Genomic DNA, 14,150 nt, shown 5'->3' with positions numbered 1-14,150 from the left:
GTCAGTTCGTTCGACGAGCGTCCGGTTAGGCTCGGTTGCAGTGCTTGGGAAGCAGGTACGGCGGCGGCGGCTCGGTTGAGCCGAGCGCCTCCGCGTCATTGCCTGCGCCCGGAGGGAAGCACCCTGCATGAATCAGTTGTCCCAGCCCCCTGCCGAAGAAGGCTGCCCGGCCACTGGTCCTGACGCCGGCCCCGGCTCCGGCTCCGGCTCCGGCTCATCGCGGTGGCCGCAGAACGATCTCGACCAGCGCAACCGCCTGTACGGCCACCATGGCGTGGCCCGCGCTCAGGAAGTACTGGTCAAGCGCTACGGCTTCACTTCGACCGTGGAGGCGTTCGCTCTGCTGAAGGACATCTCCCAGCGGTGCAACATCAAGCTCGCCACGCTCGCCGACGCGGTCGTACGCACGCCTGCCCCCGACCACGACGCGGAACTGTGGTTTCCCAACCGGCCCCGCTACGGCCCGCCCGGACTTCCCTTCCTGCCCGGCGGCCGGGACAGACACACGAGTCAGGGCCTCGTCCTCAAAGCGGTCCTGCACCGCGTGCTGACCATCACTCAGACGCCCATGGGCAACGTCCAGCTGGCCGAGAGCGGCCGGCTGCGCCTGGCCCGGCACACCGGACTCAACAAGTACTTCACGGACTTCTTCGCCTTCGTGGACGCCTCCACCACCCTGTGTTCGCAGGCGGCCGCCGAGCGCCGGCAGGTCACCGTGCGGGACGTGGCCACCGCGCCGGTGTTCGACGAGGCCTCCCGGCACGCCGTCCTGCAGGCGAACAGCCGTGCCGCCCACAGTGTTCCGCTCGTCAACCGGGCGGGCGTGCCGCTGGGAATGGTGTCCTCGCACCATGAACAGCCCCTCGCCGGCTTCACCCGCGCCCAGCTGGCGGCACTGTGGCAGACGGGCGTCGACTCCGGGCGCTGGCTGTCCTGGCACTGGAACACCGTCGTCCTGGACGCCCTGGAGCAACTCCACGCCACGGCGAGGAACGGCACGCGGAACTGACGGTCACCACCGCGGACTTCCGCCCGCGTGGAGCCCTTCACGGCGGTCCTTCACCGGACGGCCCTTCACCTGTGCGGCGCGACGATCCACCGGCCCGGCGACCGCCCACGGGGCGTCGCCACCGCCGACCGACCGGCATACGGCTGGTCGCAGGCGCCGAAGACGTCAGCCGCTCAAGCCGTGGTGACCCGGTCCCTGTGCAGGCGCACACGCAGGGACCGCGTGAACTCCTCCGCCTGCGCCAGTTGGGTGCGGATCCTCTCCACCTGCTCGGCTGCGCCCCGCTCGTAACCGCGGACGCGCTCCAGCAGAGCCCGCCGCGCGCCCGGCGTCAGCTCCTCGCCGGAGTCGAGACGGTCGGTGGCATCCAGCAGGTCGCGCATCTCATCCAGCGTGAGGTCGAGCGGCTTCATACGGCGGATGACCGTCAGACGGGCGACATCGCCCTCGGTGTAGAGGCGGAAGCCTCCCTGGGAACGGGCGGAGGGGGTAGCCAGACCGGTCATCTCGTAGTGGCGGATGGAGCGCAACGACAGCCCCGTCCGCGCGGCGACCTCGCCGATCTGCATGTGCACACTGCTCATTCGGGCGCCCTTCCTCAGCGGTGCCTGCCGTCCGTGCGGGGACGGCAGACGGCGATCTCTACCGTGACGTCACGGTAGAGTATGTGATCATCGGTCTGCTCCATGCCGTTCCCACTCCCATGGCGCGCAAAAGATCATCCCCGGGGCCGTGAGCCGCGTCAGGGCCGACGGCGCCCCGGCGAGGCAGTCATCGGCCTGACCGCCGCACACGTCCGGGACGCGTCGTCCCCTCCCGCTCTTCCGTCAGCCCTTCACCGCGCCGGCCGTCAGGCCCTGGACGATGTGGCGGCTGGCGAAGGCGAACAGCACCATCGTGGGCAGGATGGTGAGCACCGCCGCCGCGGACATCGAGCCCCAGTCGATGTTGAAGCTGGAGATGAACCCGTTCAGGGCCGTGGGGACGGTCTTGTTGGCGTCGCTGTTCATCAGCGTCACCGACAGGAACAGCTCGTTCCAGCAGTTGACGAAGTTGAAGATGAACGCGGCCACGATCCCGGGCCGCATCACCGGCAGCAGCACCCGGAACAGCGCTCCGAACCGGGACAGGCCGTCGATCATGGCGGCCTCCTCCAGCGCGTCCGGGATGTTCTCGAAGAAGCCGCGGAGCATCACCGTGCAGAACGGGATGCAGACCGCGATGTAGACGAGGATGAGCCCGAGCCGGTTGTCGACCATCTTGAGGTCGGTCATGAGCAGGTACAGCGGCCCCAGCGCGATGAACGTCGGGATCATCTGGGTCACCAGGGCCGCCATCAGCAGAGCCGACTTGGTGCGGAACTCGAACCGGGCCAGCACGTACGCCGACAGCATCGAGATGACGGTGGCGACGGCGCCCGCGACGGTGGCGATGATGAGGCTGTTGGTGAGGTAGACGCCGAAGTCGGCCTTGCCGAACAGCCCGCTGTAGTTCTCCAGCGAGAAGTGCTCGGGCCAGTAGGCGATCGGGAAGGCGAAGATGTCGCCGGGCGCCTTCAGCGACGTGACGGTGATCCAGTAGAGGGGGAAGACGGTGAAGACCAGCCACAGCCCCAGGAAGGTGAACTTGGCGGCCCGGCCCGCCGTGGACTCCTTGCCGATCACGGCTTCACCTCTCGCTTCTCGCGTGTGGCCAGAAGGAAGAAGACCGCGAACACCAGCAGGGTGGCGACGACGATGAGGCCGAGCGCGGAGGCCCTGCCGTAGTCGCCCTGCTGCGTGATCTTGATCATCCAGGTGGTCACGATGTGCGTCTCGTTGTTCGGTCCACCGCCGGTCATCCCGAAGATCAGATCGGGGAAGTTGAAGATCCAGATGATCCGCAGCAGCACGGTCAGGGCGAGCGTGACCCGGATGTACGGAATGGTGATCTGGAACAGTGTGCGCACCTTGCCGGCGCCGTCGAGCGCGGCCGCCTCGTACAGCTCCTCGGGGATGGACTGCAGCGCGGCCAGGATCATGATCGTGAAGAAGGTGACCCCGTACCAGACGTTGGCGACCACCACGGCGACCATCGCCGTCTCCGGGTCGGCCAGCCAGGCCACCGGCTCGTCGATCAGGCCGGCCTTCTGGAGCAGGTCGTTGACGACGCCGAACTCGCTGTTGAACATCCAGCGGAACAGGATGCCGATGAGGAAGCCGGAGATCGCCCACGGGAAGAAGATCAACGCCTGGTAGAGGCCCCGGAAGCGGAACTTCCTGCGCAGCCACAGCGCGAGAGCGAAGCCGATCACCAGTTGGGGCACGATCGAACCGAACACCCAGATGCCGGTGTTGCCCAGCACGGTTCCCCAGGCGGGGTCGGCGAAGACGTCCCGGAAGTTCTTCAGTCCCACCCAGGAGGTGTCGGTCAGGTCCGTCAGCTTCCAGTTGCGGAAGGCCATCTGACTGCCGGCGATCATCGGGTAGTACGTGAAGACCGCCACGAAGATCGCGGCCGGAGCCATGAAGAGGGCGATGAGGAAGCCGCGCCGGGCGGTGAACTCCGGCTTGCGGCGGCCTGGTTGCACCGTGCGGACGGGCCGGGCGCCCCCGTTGCCGGAGGCCCCCGCCGCTGCCGTCCGCCGTGCCTTCGTCGGTTCCGTCGGCTTCGTCGGTTCGGTCGGTTCCGTCGTCTCGGACGCGGTGGGCATGGCTAGTTCTCCTGCTGCCGCTTCTCGGTCCAGTACGTGTCCCAGCCGGCCAGCAGTTCCTTGGGCGTCGTCTTGCCGAGCACCATCTTCTGGACGTCGGCGTCGGCCTTCTGCTGCCACTCGGCCCACCAGGCGACGCCACGCGGCTGGCTGACGTTGAGGTAGGTGTCCGGGTTCTTCGTCATGGTGACGTAGCTGGACCACGGGCCGGTCTTGTAGAAGGGGTCCTCGGTGGCCGACTTGAGGATCGGCACCAGGCTGTTCTTCTTGGTGAAGTTCGTCGACGCCTCGCCCTCGGAGAGGAACTCGACCAGCTTCACGGCCTCGGCCTTGTTCTTGCTGCCGTCCGCGACACCCCAGCCGGCGGTGGCCAGCGGCTGGACGGTCTTGCCGCTGGGACCGGCCACCAGCGGGGCGGTGCTCCACTGGCCCTTCTTGATGGACTTGGACTCCGAGACGGTGGCGATCACTTCGGGGTCCTGCAGCAGGAAGGCCGTGGAACCGTTGGAGAATCCTTCGACCATCTCCGGGTAGCCCCAGGACACGGACGACTTCGGGGACGCGTCCTTGAAGAGCTTCAGGTAGGTCTGCATGGCGTCGAGCGCCTCGGGCGCGGAGAAGATCGTGCTGCCGTCCTTCAGCTTGAAGCCGTCGGCGGGGTCGATCTCGTCGGCGACGTACGCCTCGATGATGGCCGTGGCGTTGCCCTGGGCGTTGGCTCCGCCGCGGAAGGCGTACCCGTAGCGGCGCTTGCCGGGATCGTGGATGGCGGAGGCCTGTTCCAGCAGTTCGTCCCAGGAGGCCGGCGGCTTGCTGTAGCCGGCCTCCTTGATGAGGTCGGTGCGGTAGAAGACGCTCAGGCCGTAGAAACCGTACGGGACGAAGTACGTCTTGCCGTCGGCGTCCTCGGAGGCCTTGACCGCGTTCTCCGTCATCGCCTCCCAGCCCTTCCAGGCCTTGAGGTCCGGCTTCATGTCGTACAGCCAGCCGTTGTTCGACCAGGGCCCCACCGTCGTGTCCCGCACTTCGAGGGTGTCCACGCCGCTGCCGGACTGGAGCATCTGCTGGATCTTCTGGTCGGCCTGTTCGGTGGGCGGCGAGACCAGGTTGACCTTGATCTTGGGGTTCTGCTGCTCGAAGTCCCCTATGAGGCCCTTCAGCAGGTCCGTGCGGGCGGGGTTCGTCAGGCTCTCGACCATGTTGAGAGTGACCGTGCCGTCGGCCTGCGAGCCGCTCATGCTGGAGCAGCCGGTCAGGACCATCGTGGCGGCTGTGCCGAGGGCGAGAGCTGCCGTCCTTGTTCTCATCGTGCCGACCTCTTCCGTGGTTACGGCCGCGCTGGCTGCGGCTTCGGTCAGGGCGTCGCGCGGACGCGGGGTGCGCCTACGACAGCCCGGGGTGTTCGTGGGCCGCCCTGGCCCACTGGCCGAGGAGGGGGACGCAGTCCTCGGCGAAGTACTCGTAGTCGGCGGCGGTGTTGTAGACGTGTGCGGACAGCCGCATGTAGCCGGTGCCGCCGAAGCTGGTGAACGCGGCCTCCACTCCCAGCTCGCGGGCCGCCCGGTCGCGCAGCGCGTCGGCCTCCACGCGGCTGCCCGCCAGGCCCGCCGGCAGCCGTACCAGCCGCATGCCGGGGACGGGCATGCCCACGTCGACGGCGCCGGAGACACCGGTCAGTTCGGCGAAGGCGGCGCCGATGACGCGCTCGGCGTAGCCGGCCAGGTCGTCCATGTACTGGCGGGCGGTCTGCCAGCCCCAGGTGCGCTCGATGAACTCCAGGGCCGTGGTGGCCGCGAGATAGCCGGTGGTGTCCACCGTGCCCTGCTGGTCGAAGCGGTCGGGGTAGGGATCGGCGGCGCCCCAGGAGTCGATCAGGGGGTAGAGCTCCTCGCGCAGCGCGCCGCGGGCGACGAGCGCTGCGGTGCCGCGGGGCGCGCAACCCCACTTGTGCAGGTTGCCGACCCAGAAGTCGCAGGTCAGGCCGTCCAGCGGCGCCTCGATCAGGCCGGGCGCGTGTGCGCCGTCCACCAGCAGGGGAACACCCCGCCGCCGGGCCTGAGCGCCGATCCGCTCCACCGGCAGCCGGCGTGCGGTCGCGGAGGTGATCTGGTCGACGACGACGAGGTCCGTGGCCTCGTCGATCTCGGCGATCACGGCCTCGTACGCCTGCTCCTCGTCCGCGTCCAGCGGGACCCTGGCGGTGCGCACCTCGCCGCCCCAGCGTCGGGCAAGGCGCTCGGCGCCCATGGTCACGGCGCCGTAGCCGTGATCGGTCACCACGATCCCGCCGCCTCGTCGGCGCGGCAGCGAGGCGAACACGACGCTGACGCCGGCGCTCGCGTTCGGTACCAGGGCGACGTCGTCGGGGGCCACGTGCAGGAAGGCCGCGAGATCGACCCGCGCGTCGGCGATCCGCTGCGGCAGCGCGGGGAACCACACCACCGGTGAGCTGTCCATCTCGGCGCGGAACTCGTTCTGCCGCTCCTGCGCCACCAAGGGGACCGCCCCGAACGAGCCGTGGTTGAGGTGCTTCATGACGGGGTCCAACGACCATGCCCGGGAGGCAGGTCGGCCGTCGGCCAGCAGCAAGGGGCGTGGGGCGGTGGTGACCTCGGTCTCGCTCACGTCACTCCACATCTACCGAACCCGGATGTCCGCCAGACATCAGACTCCCGGCGAGACACGTATGATGACTCGGCATCCTGGCATGGCATTTTCGGCCCACGCAAGGGTTCTGCAGCGGTAGTCATCAGATGACTTTCGGTCGACACGTCTGAGACATCAGATGACTCGCTAGAGTGCCCGAGGGGTTACGGTGATGCCGCCGGACCGTCAGGGGAGGAATCGGATGTCCGCAGTCGACAAGGCGTTCCACGGCCTGCGTCACATGATCGCGACGGGGCGTCTCGGTCCGGGAGAGCGCATTCCGCCCGAGGCCGAGCTCGGCGAGGAACTCGGCGTCTCACGGGGCCCGTTGCGCGAGGCAGTGCGGATGCTCGCCGCCCTGGGCGTGGTCGAGCCGCGGCACGGTTCGGGGACCTACGTGTCCCAGCTCCGGCCGGAGGACGTCATCGGAAGCCTCTCCCTGACGCTCGAACTCCTGCCGCTGCCCGGCCTGCTGGAGGTGTACGAGATCCGGCGGGTCCTGGAGGCGCACGTCGCGGCCAAGGCCGCCGCACGCCGGACACCCGAGACGGTGAAGTCGCTCTTCGCCCTCATCGAGGCGATGGAAGCCACCGCCGACCCCACCGAGGCCTCGGAGCTCGACCACCGTTTCCACGCCGAGATCGCCCAGGCGGCCGAGAACCCCACCCTCGCCTCCCTGCTCGCGGTCTTCCGGGCCCGCTCCCGCAAGTACCAGATCTTCACCCTCCCGGAGGGCCCGGAGCTGCGGCGCAAGAGCGACGCGGATCACCGCGTCCTGGCCACCGCGATCGCCGACCGCGATCCCGGCGCGGCCGCCGGCGCCGCCGAGGCCCACGTCTCGCAGACGGAGCGCTGGCTGCGCGCCTTCATGCCACCGGTGGAGGAGGACGGCGCAGCCGGCGCAGCCCGGGACTGACCGCCGTGTCGGACAATGGCGCGATGAGTGACGGTACTTCGCCGCCGAGGGCCCAACCGCCGCCCCGGCTGTTCGAGGACGACGAGCTGACCGGCCATTCAGTGGTGGCCAACAGCACCATGAACCGCGAGCGGGGCCTGGCGGGCGTCAACAGCTACGCGCGGGAACTGGGCTTCGATCCCGCCGAGTTCCTCACCGGGCAGGGACCGGCCGCGTCCTGGCTGGACCTGTGCAGCGGGGAGGGCCTCGCCCTGCGCTCGGCGGCACGACAGCTTCCCGGGGCCTGGCTCACCGGTGTGGACCTGGTCGGCCCGCTGCGGTCGTCGCCGGTGCCCGACGGCCTCGAACTCGTCACCGCGGACCTCGGCCGATGGTCCCCGAAGCGCCGTTACGACCTCATCACCTGTGTCCACGGACTGCACTACATCGGCGACCGGCTGGGCCTGTTGGAGCGGGCCGCCTCCTGGCTCACGGACAGCGGCCTGCTCGTCGCCCATCTCGATCCCTCGACCCTGCGGCGGCCCGACGGCACCGACGCCTCCCGCACGGTCCTGGCGGCACTGCGCGCTGCGGGCTTCCGGTACTCCGCCCGCCATCACCGGCTGAGTCTGCGGGGTGGCCGCCAGGTCGTCCTGCCGTTCGCCTACCTCGGTGCCGACCCGCACGCCGGCCCCAACTACACGGGTCAGCCGACCGTCGCGTCCTATTACCGGGCGACGGCACCGGAGGGTCGTCCGGCCGCACCGAGGTAGTCCCGCACCGGAGCGGACGAGATGCCGCGCCCCGGCTGCCGCCCCGGTCATCCGTGCCGGTGGGAGAGGCGCCGCGCCAGCGGGGGAATGATCACGGCGGCGGCCACCACGTGGGAGACGGCCAGCACGACCTGTGTGGAGAGCGCGGTGTGCGGGGCGACGGCCGGACCGGCGAGGGACAGCACGGTCAGTGCGACGGTGGTCACCACGAAGGTGCGGGCGGGCCGCCTGGCCCAGCGCGCGAGGGCCACCGCCAGGACGATCCCGGCGATCGACCAGAACACCACGCCCCCGGCGAAGCCGCCGACGGGAATCGCGGCGGCTTCCGTCTCCCCGGGACTGGCCGCTTCCATGGGCACGCCGGCGCCCCTGGCGACCAGCGCGAAGGCCTCGGTCACGAGAGCGCCGGCGACGACGGCCAGGGCACCGACCTGCCAGACGGGCCGCGTGGCGAGGAATCGGGTCGGTCCGGACACGGACTGGGCGGTGTACTGCTTCTGGGACGCGGTGACGCTCATGGCACGGTCTCCTGTCGGTCGTTCGTGGCTGGTTGCCTTCCACAGAACAGACCGGAGTTCGTCCGGGAACTGAGCGGTCTTTGGACGAAGTTCTTCGAGACGGGCGTCGGCCGGCCCTTGGTGGCGGGTCCCGTTCAACTCGCCGCCGCACGACGAGTTGAACGAGAGCCACGCCGGCGAGCCCTCGCGGGCTCGTCGGTTCAGGTCCCGGTCGCCCGGGCGGCCGCGCGGCCCGCCACGCGGCCCGAGAAGAGGCAGCCCCCGAGGAAGGTGCCCTCCAGGGAGCGGTATCCGTGCACACCGCCGCCGCCGAAGCCCGAGACCTCTCCGGCCGCGTACAGTCCCGCGACCGGGGTGCCGGACGCGTCGAGGACGCGGCCGGAGAGGTCGGTCTGGAGGCCTCCGAGGGTCTTGCGGGTGAGGATGTTGAGGCGAACGGCGATGAGCGGCCCGGCGCTCGGGTCCATGATCTTGTGGGCGGCGGCCGTCCGGCTGATGGTGTCCCCGGGATAGGCGAGGGCGTTACGGATGCCCATGACCTGGAGGTCCTTGCTGTAGGGGTTGTCCATCTCCCGGTCGCGCGCGTCGATCTGCCGCTGTAGGTCGGCCAGGTCGATCAGGCCGTCCCCGGTCAGCTTGTTCATGCCGCGGACGAGTTCGGACAGCGTCGTGGCGACGACGAAGTCCACACCGTTCTTCTTGAACTTCTCGATCGGCTCCGGGGTCTGCCAGACGCGGGAGAGCAGCATCCAGATGTTCTTCTCGGTGAGGTCCGGGTTCTGCTCGGAGCCGGAGAGCGCGAACTCCTTGGCGATGATCTTCTGGGTGGTGACGAACCAGGAGTAGTCGTACCCGGTGTCGGTGATCGACTTGAGCGTGTGCAGGGTGTCGTAGCCGGGCATGTCGGGTGCGCTGAACCGCTTGCCGGTGGCGTCGAACCACATGGACGACGGGCCCGGCAGGATGCGGATGCCGTGGTCGGGCCAGATCGGGTCGTAGTTCTTGAGGCCCTCGGTGTAGTGCCACATGCGGTCGGGGTTGACGATCCGGCCGCCCGCCTTCTCGGTGATCGCGAGCATCCGGCCATCCACGTATGCCGGCACGCCGGTGATCATCGACTTGGGCGCGGTGCCGAGACGGGCCGGCCAGTTCTGGCGTACGAGGTCGTGGTTGGCGCCGATGCCGCCGGAGGTGACGATCACGACCGGGGCACGCAGCTCGAACTCGCCGACGACGGTACGGGAACTGCGCTTGCCGCGAGTGACGGAGCTCGGCTCCAGGACCGCGCCGCGTACGCCGGTGACGGTGCCGCCCGACGTCACGATCCCGTCGACGCGGTGCCGGAACTTGAAGGTCACCTTGCCGTCCTCGACCGCGGCCCGGACCTTCTTCTCGAACGGCTCGACCACCGCCGGGCCCGTGCCCCAGGTGATGTGGAAGCGGGGCACCGAGTTGCCGTGCCCGTCCGCGAGGCCGCCGCCGCGCTCGGCCCAGCCGACGATGGGGAACCACTGCATCCCGAGACTGTGGAGCCAGTCGTGCTTCTCCCCGGAGGCGAAGTCGACGTAGGCCTCGGCCCACTTGTGGGCCCAGTAGTCCTGGCCCGACTTGTCGTCGATGCCGCGGTCGAAGCCCGCCGTGCCCAGCCAGTCCTGCCAGGCCAGGTCCTTGGAGTCCTTGATGCCCATCGTCCGCTGTTCGGGGGAGTTGACGAAGAACAGGCCGCCGAAGGACCAGAACGCCTGCCCGCCCAGGTTCGACTCCGGTTCCTGGTCGAGGAGCAGCACCTTGCGTCCCGCCGCGGCCAGTTCCGCCGTCGCGACCAGTCCGGCGAGTCCGCCGCCGACGACGATCGCGTCCGCGTCGGCGGAGGCGGCCGAGGCGGCGAAGGCCGGAGCCGTCGCCTGCGCGAGGGCCACACCGGCGACCGCGCCGCCCGTCGCTGTCAGGGCGCGACGGCGCGTGATCTCGGCCGAGGCCGCAGAGTTCTCCATGGGCTGCCTTCCGGAGGGGTGCGAGGGGTGCGGGAGACACCGGGGATGTTCCTGCGACGGCCGTGCTGTTACCGTCGGTAGCCCACAGGGAACCAGGTCGTCACAGCAATGTGGTAGTGGCCGGGGACCAACGTGACGACGGTTTCGTTGTGGCCCGGCAACAGCGCGGACGGAGAAGGACCATGACTGTCGTCCACGAACGCGAGCCGGTGACGGAGATCCTGCGGACGATGGCCGTGGACGGCGACGTGTGCGGCGAACTCGTCCGCGCGGCCCGGGCCCACTCCCCCGAAGTCGCCCGGCTCACCGAGGCGGAGAGCCTCTCCCACGTCACCGCGATGATCCGAGCCGCCGGCGAGTGGTTCGCCACCTTCGACGGGATCGAGCAACAGGACTTCACAGCCGCCCTGTTGCTGGGTGCCGACCGGGCGGGCCAGGGCGTCGCGATGACCGCGGTCCTGCGGGGCGTCCAAGCCGCCCTCAACCGCGCGGTGGAGATCACCGTCGACCGCTGCCGGGCGGCGGGAGTGGCGGACGGCACCGTTCTCGACGTCGTCCTGCGCCTGAACGAGTACGGCGACGCGGTCGAACGCCATGTGATCAACGGATACCGTGCCGCCGAGCGGGCCACACCGCACGAGACGGCCGAGGTCCGCACGAACGTGCTCCGGAGGCTGCTGGTCGGCGGCGTCGTGCCGTCCCCTCTGGAGATGGCCGGAGCCGGGATGCGGCCCGGCGGCGGGCCGTTCCACTGCCTTGTCACGGGCGCCGACGATCCCACGTCCGCGCGCCTTCTCACGGACGGTCTCTCCGGCCCCGGCACGGTCTTCGGCCTCGTCGAGGGACGGCTGGCCGGCCTGTGCCACCGCAGGCCCGAAGGCCGGGAGACGCCGACGTCGGCTCTGGTCGTGGTCTCACCGGCCGCTCCGCTGGAGGAGATCCGGCCGCTGTACCGCCTGTGCGTGCGCGCCGTGGAGATCGGTGTGCGGCGAGGACGTCACGGCCTGTACGAACTGACCGACCTGGCCGCCGAGATCGCCCTCGCCGACCAGCCGCTCATGGGCGAGCACCTGAGCACCCGGCTCCTGGGAGCTCTCGACCGGGCGGACGGCTTCCACCGCCAACTCGCCCTCACCGCCCTGACGTTCCTGGACAACGGCCGGCGTCTGGACCAGACCGCGACGGCCCTGTTCACCCACCCCAACACCGTCCGGTACCGGCTCGGCCGCCTGCAGCAGATCACCGGCCACACACCGACCGACCTCACGTCCGGACCTCTCTCCGAACCCCTGAGCACGCTCAACTGGTGGTGGGCCCTGACCACCTGGCTCGGCGAGGACCGGGATCCCCCCTCACCGTCGTGATGGCCGACGGGAGGGGGAAGCCGGTTCGATCAGGTGCCAGGACCCAGGTTGAGCTCTCCCTTTCGGTTGCGGCGGGCCAGCAGGCCCTGGGCGCGGCTCAGACCGGTGGGAAGGTTCTTGCGCAGGGCGGCCCGGGCGGCGTTGGAACCAGGGGCCCCGTGCACACCGCCTCCCGGATGCGCCGAGGCGGATGCCAGGTACAGGTTCTTGACCGGGGTTTCCGGGCGCCCCGTCCCCGGTACGGGCCGGAAGACGAGCTGTTGGTGCAGGGCCGTGGTGCCGCCGTTGATGGCACCCCCGTACAGATTGGCGTCCATGGCCTGCAGCGTGGGCGGGGCGAGGATCCGGCGGGCCCGGATCAGGGAACGGAACCCGGGCGCGAAACGCTCGACCTGCCGCTCGACCCGGTCGGCCATGAGCTCCTGCTCCTTCGCGTCCCAGGTCCCGGCCAGCCCTTCGTCACCGGCGTCGCCCGTGATCCGGTGCGGGACGTGGGTGTAGGCCCAGGCCGACTCGGTGCCCGCGGGCGAGCGGGTGGCGTCCGCGGTCGTCATCTGCCCGAACAGCGAGAACGGCCGGTCCGGGACCAGCCCCATGGCGACCTGCGCGGCGAACCGCGTCAGCTCGTCGACGCCGTCCGCCAGGTGCACGGTGCCCGCCCCGGCCGCGCCGGGGGCCTGCCACGGCACGGAGCCGTCGAGGGCCCAGTCCACCTTGAAGGTGGCGAAGTCCCACTGGAACCGGCGCAGGTCGGCCAGCACCTGAGGCGGCAGGTCGGCGCTGTCGACCAGATCGCCGTACAGGGCGGGAGCGGACACGTCCGCCAGCACGGCCCGGCCCGCGGACACCGTCTCACCGCCGGCCGTGCGTACTGCCACGGCCCTCCCCTGCCGGACGACGACACGGCTGACACGTTCACCGCACCGCAGGACACCGCCGCGCTCCTGGAGCCGCCGCGTCAGTGCCGCGGTGAGAGCGCCCGAACCACCTGCGGGTACGGGAAAGCCGTACGTCTGGCCCAGCATCGACATCAGCCAGCCGAACCCACCGCTCCCCGCGGACTCGGGGGCGAGGTCGGCGTGCAGCGCGTTGCCCGCGAGCAGCAGCCTGCCGCCCTCTCCGCGGAACTCCTCCTCCCCCAGGCGCCGCACCGGCAGCACGAGCGAGCGAGCCATCCGCAGGCCTCCGGCGGCCCGCAGGCGCATGGCCAGCCGGGCGCCTGCCCGCACCGGCGGGAAGGGCGTGAACAGTGCTTCCAGCAGGTCGGGCCGCAGCCGCTCCCAGATCCGGTGCAGCTCGCGCCAGGCGTCGCCGTCGCCGTCCGCGAAGGCCTCCAGGGACGCGGCGGTGTCATCCAGGTCGCGGCCGAGGACGGCACACCTGCCGTCGGACAGGGGGTGGGCCAGTACCGCGGGCGCATGGCTCCAGCGCAGCCCGTACCGCTCCAGGTGCAGTCCGGCGAGGACGGGCGAGGCCGCGGCCAGCGGATAGAAGGAGCTGAAGAGGTCGCTCGCGAAGTCGGGGTCGACCCCGTGGTCGTGCCGGACCGCGCCCCCGGGCTCGTCCTGCTCCTCCAGGACTTCGACGCTCCAGCCCTCGTCGGCCAGCAGGTTGGCGGCGACGAGCCCGTTGGGTCCCGCTCCGATGACTACCGCGTCCGGCATGGACGCCTCCCGTCTCGCCGCACCGGCTTCACCGTCGCGGGGGTACCGGGGCCGGCCGGCCCCGTCCCGCGTACTGTCCGGGTCATGCGGGCTTCGGCTCCGCGCGGACGGGCTCGGGCCGGCCCCGCCCGTGCTCGCACACGTCCGCCAGGCGTTTGAGCATGGTCCGGTGCCTCAGCTGGATGAGTGCTTCCACGCCGACGTTGTGCAGCGTGCCGCCGACACCCCGCAGCGGATGCTCGTCGATGACCACCAGGGTGTCCTCGCCCCAGGGGCGCAGCTCGATCGCGATACGGGCCGTGCCGAGAGGACCGGCCTTCGCCTCCAGCTCCAGTTCGCGCCCCTCGTCACAGGCCCGTACGACGGTCTCGTTGGTGAAGCCGTAGAAGCCGACCCGCACCTCGTACGCGATGGCGGCATCCACCTTCGGCCACTGTCCGCGCACGGGATACGAGGACGCCGTCCCGACGACCCAGTCCGCGTACCGGGTGCCGTCGGCGAGGACGGCCCACACCTCGCGGGGACTCTTCTTGATCAGCCTGTGTCGTACGGCCACGACTGCCTCCCTCGTCTGGCACCCACGGGAAAGGAGTGC

The 14,150-nt window shown here is 70.3% G+C and carries 13 protein-coding genes; 4 read left to right on the top strand and 9 right to left on the bottom strand.

What is annotated here, in order from left to right; genetic code table 11:
* The first annotated feature begins 127 nt into the window (after nt 1-127).
* Nucleotides 128-1,009, top strand: coding sequence for a GAF and ANTAR domain-containing protein (locus KUF83_RS21090; protein ID WP_217456293.1), 882 nt, complete (start codon nt 128-130; stop codon nt 1,007-1,009).
* Between the two features lie 173 nt (nt 1,010-1,182).
* On the opposite strand, the gene KUF83_RS21085 is transcribed toward KUF83_RS21090, so the two are convergent.
* The 5 genes from KUF83_RS21085 to KUF83_RS21065 form a co-directional block, all read right to left on the bottom strand.
* On the bottom strand, nt 1,183-1,593 hold the full coding sequence (locus KUF83_RS21085) for a MerR family transcriptional regulator (RefSeq protein WP_217456292.1): 411 nt from the start codon (nt 1,591-1,593) through the stop codon (nt 1,183-1,185).
* 243 nt (nt 1,594-1,836) lie between these two features.
* Nucleotides 1,837-2,673 carry a carbohydrate ABC transporter permease gene (locus KUF83_RS21080; protein WP_217456291.1) on the bottom strand — a complete coding sequence of 279 codons (837 nt, stop codon included), beginning with the start codon at nt 2,671-2,673 and terminating at the stop codon, nt 1,837-1,839.
* Entirely contained in the window at nt 2,670-3,701 is a 1,032-nt protein-coding gene (locus tag KUF83_RS21075; protein ID WP_217456290.1) for a carbohydrate ABC transporter permease, read from the bottom strand. Before KUF83_RS21075 ends, KUF83_RS21080 begins: the two co-directional genes overlap by 4 nt.
* 2 nt (nt 3,702-3,703) lie before the next feature.
* Nucleotides 3,704-5,008 carry a sugar ABC transporter substrate-binding protein gene (locus tag KUF83_RS21070; RefSeq protein ID WP_217456289.1) on the bottom strand — a complete coding sequence of 435 codons (1,305 nt, stop codon included), beginning with the start codon at nt 5,006-5,008 and terminating at the stop codon, nt 3,704-3,706.
* A 76-nt stretch (nt 5,009-5,084) separates the two neighbouring features.
* Nucleotides 5,085-6,326, bottom strand: coding sequence for an aminotransferase class V-fold PLP-dependent enzyme (locus KUF83_RS21065; RefSeq protein ID WP_217456288.1), 1,242 nt, complete (start codon nt 6,324-6,326; stop codon nt 5,085-5,087).
* Between the two features lie 223 nt (nt 6,327-6,549).
* Here KUF83_RS21065 and KUF83_RS21060 point away from each other — a divergent pair, with 223 nt between their 5' ends.
* Together KUF83_RS21060 and KUF83_RS21055 are read left to right on the top strand one after the other, a co-directional pair.
* Nucleotides 6,550-7,263 carry a FadR/GntR family transcriptional regulator gene (locus tag KUF83_RS21060; RefSeq protein ID WP_217456287.1) on the top strand — a complete coding sequence of 238 codons (714 nt, stop codon included), beginning with the start codon at nt 6,550-6,552 and terminating at the stop codon, nt 7,261-7,263.
* Nucleotides 7,264-7,286: 23 nt separating this feature from the next.
* Nucleotides 7,287-8,015, top strand: coding sequence for a trans-aconitate 2-methyltransferase (locus KUF83_RS21055; RefSeq protein ID WP_217456286.1), 729 nt, complete (start codon nt 7,287-7,289; stop codon nt 8,013-8,015).
* A 47-nt stretch (nt 8,016-8,062) separates the two neighbouring features.
* On the opposite strand, the gene KUF83_RS21050 is transcribed toward KUF83_RS21055, so the two are convergent.
* Both KUF83_RS21050 and KUF83_RS21045 read right to left on the bottom strand, forming a co-directional pair.
* Nucleotides 8,063-8,533, bottom strand: coding sequence for a DUF6069 family protein (locus KUF83_RS21050; RefSeq protein ID WP_217456285.1), 471 nt, complete (start codon nt 8,531-8,533; stop codon nt 8,063-8,065).
* A 200-nt stretch (nt 8,534-8,733) separates the two neighbouring features.
* The gene (locus KUF83_RS21045; RefSeq protein WP_217456284.1) at nt 8,734-10,527 is read right to left on the bottom strand and encodes an FAD-binding dehydrogenase; all 1,794 of its coding nucleotides are present in this window, start codon (nt 10,525-10,527) and stop codon (nt 8,734-8,736) included.
* A gap of 182 nt (nt 10,528-10,709) precedes the next feature.
* Here KUF83_RS21045 and KUF83_RS21040 point away from each other — a divergent pair, with 182 nt between their 5' ends.
* Complete coding sequence (locus tag KUF83_RS21040) at nt 10,710-11,891, top strand: CdaR family transcriptional regulator (protein WP_217456283.1); 1,182 nt, start codon at nt 10,710-10,712, stop codon at nt 11,889-11,891.
* Between the two features lie 29 nt (nt 11,892-11,920).
* On the opposite strand, the gene KUF83_RS21035 is transcribed toward KUF83_RS21040, so the two are convergent.
* Both KUF83_RS21035 and KUF83_RS21030 read right to left on the bottom strand, forming a co-directional pair.
* Nucleotides 11,921-13,555, bottom strand: a complete 1,635-nt coding sequence (locus KUF83_RS21035) for an NAD(P)/FAD-dependent oxidoreductase (RefSeq protein ID WP_217456282.1) — start codon at nt 13,553-13,555, stop codon at nt 11,921-11,923.
* Nucleotides 13,556-13,637: 82 nt separating this feature from the next.
* Complete coding sequence (locus KUF83_RS21030; RefSeq protein WP_217456281.1) at nt 13,638-14,111, bottom strand: SRPBCC family protein; 474 nt, start codon at nt 14,109-14,111, stop codon at nt 13,638-13,640.
* Nucleotides 14,112-14,150 lie beyond the last annotated feature (39 nt).

It is taken from the genome of Streptomyces sp. BV286 (assembly GCF_019090165.1).
Taxonomy (GTDB): domain Bacteria; phylum Actinomycetota; class Actinomycetes; order Streptomycetales; family Streptomycetaceae; genus Streptomyces.
The sequence above is the reverse complement of the archived record's forward strand: the minus strand, read 5'-3'. Positions and strand labels throughout refer to the sequence as shown.

Excerpts from the sequence above, each read along its gene's own strand:
- KUF83_RS21090 (WP_217456293.1), top strand. The coding sequence starts at position 128 with ATGAATCAGTTGTCCCAGCCCCCTGCCGAAGAAGGCTGCCCGGCCACT.
- KUF83_RS21085 (WP_217456292.1), bottom strand. The coding sequence starts at position 1,593 with ATGAGCAGTGTGCACATGCAGATCGGCGAGGTCGCCGCGCGGACGGGG.
- KUF83_RS21075 (WP_217456290.1), bottom strand. The coding sequence starts at position 3,701 with ATGCCCACCGCGTCCGAGACGACGGAACCGACCGAACCGACGAAGCCG.
- KUF83_RS21070 (WP_217456289.1), bottom strand. The coding sequence starts at position 5,008 with ATGAGAACAAGGACGGCAGCTCTCGCCCTCGGCACAGCCGCCACGATG.
- KUF83_RS21060 (WP_217456287.1), top strand. The coding sequence starts at position 6,550 with ATGTCCGCAGTCGACAAGGCGTTCCACGGCCTGCGTCACATGATCGCG.
- KUF83_RS21055 (WP_217456286.1), top strand. The coding sequence starts at position 7,287 with ATGAGTGACGGTACTTCGCCGCCGAGGGCCCAACCGCCGCCCCGGCTG.
- KUF83_RS21050 (WP_217456285.1), bottom strand. The coding sequence starts at position 8,533 with ATGAGCGTCACCGCGTCCCAGAAGCAGTACACCGCCCAGTCCGTGTCC.
- KUF83_RS21045 (WP_217456284.1), bottom strand. The coding sequence starts at position 10,527 with ATGGAGAACTCTGCGGCCTCGGCCGAGATCACGCGCCGTCGCGCCCTG.
- KUF83_RS21040 (WP_217456283.1), top strand. The coding sequence starts at position 10,710 with ATGACTGTCGTCCACGAACGCGAGCCGGTGACGGAGATCCTGCGGACG.
- KUF83_RS21035 (WP_217456282.1), bottom strand. The coding sequence starts at position 13,555 with ATGCCGGACGCGGTAGTCATCGGAGCGGGACCCAACGGGCTCGTCGCC.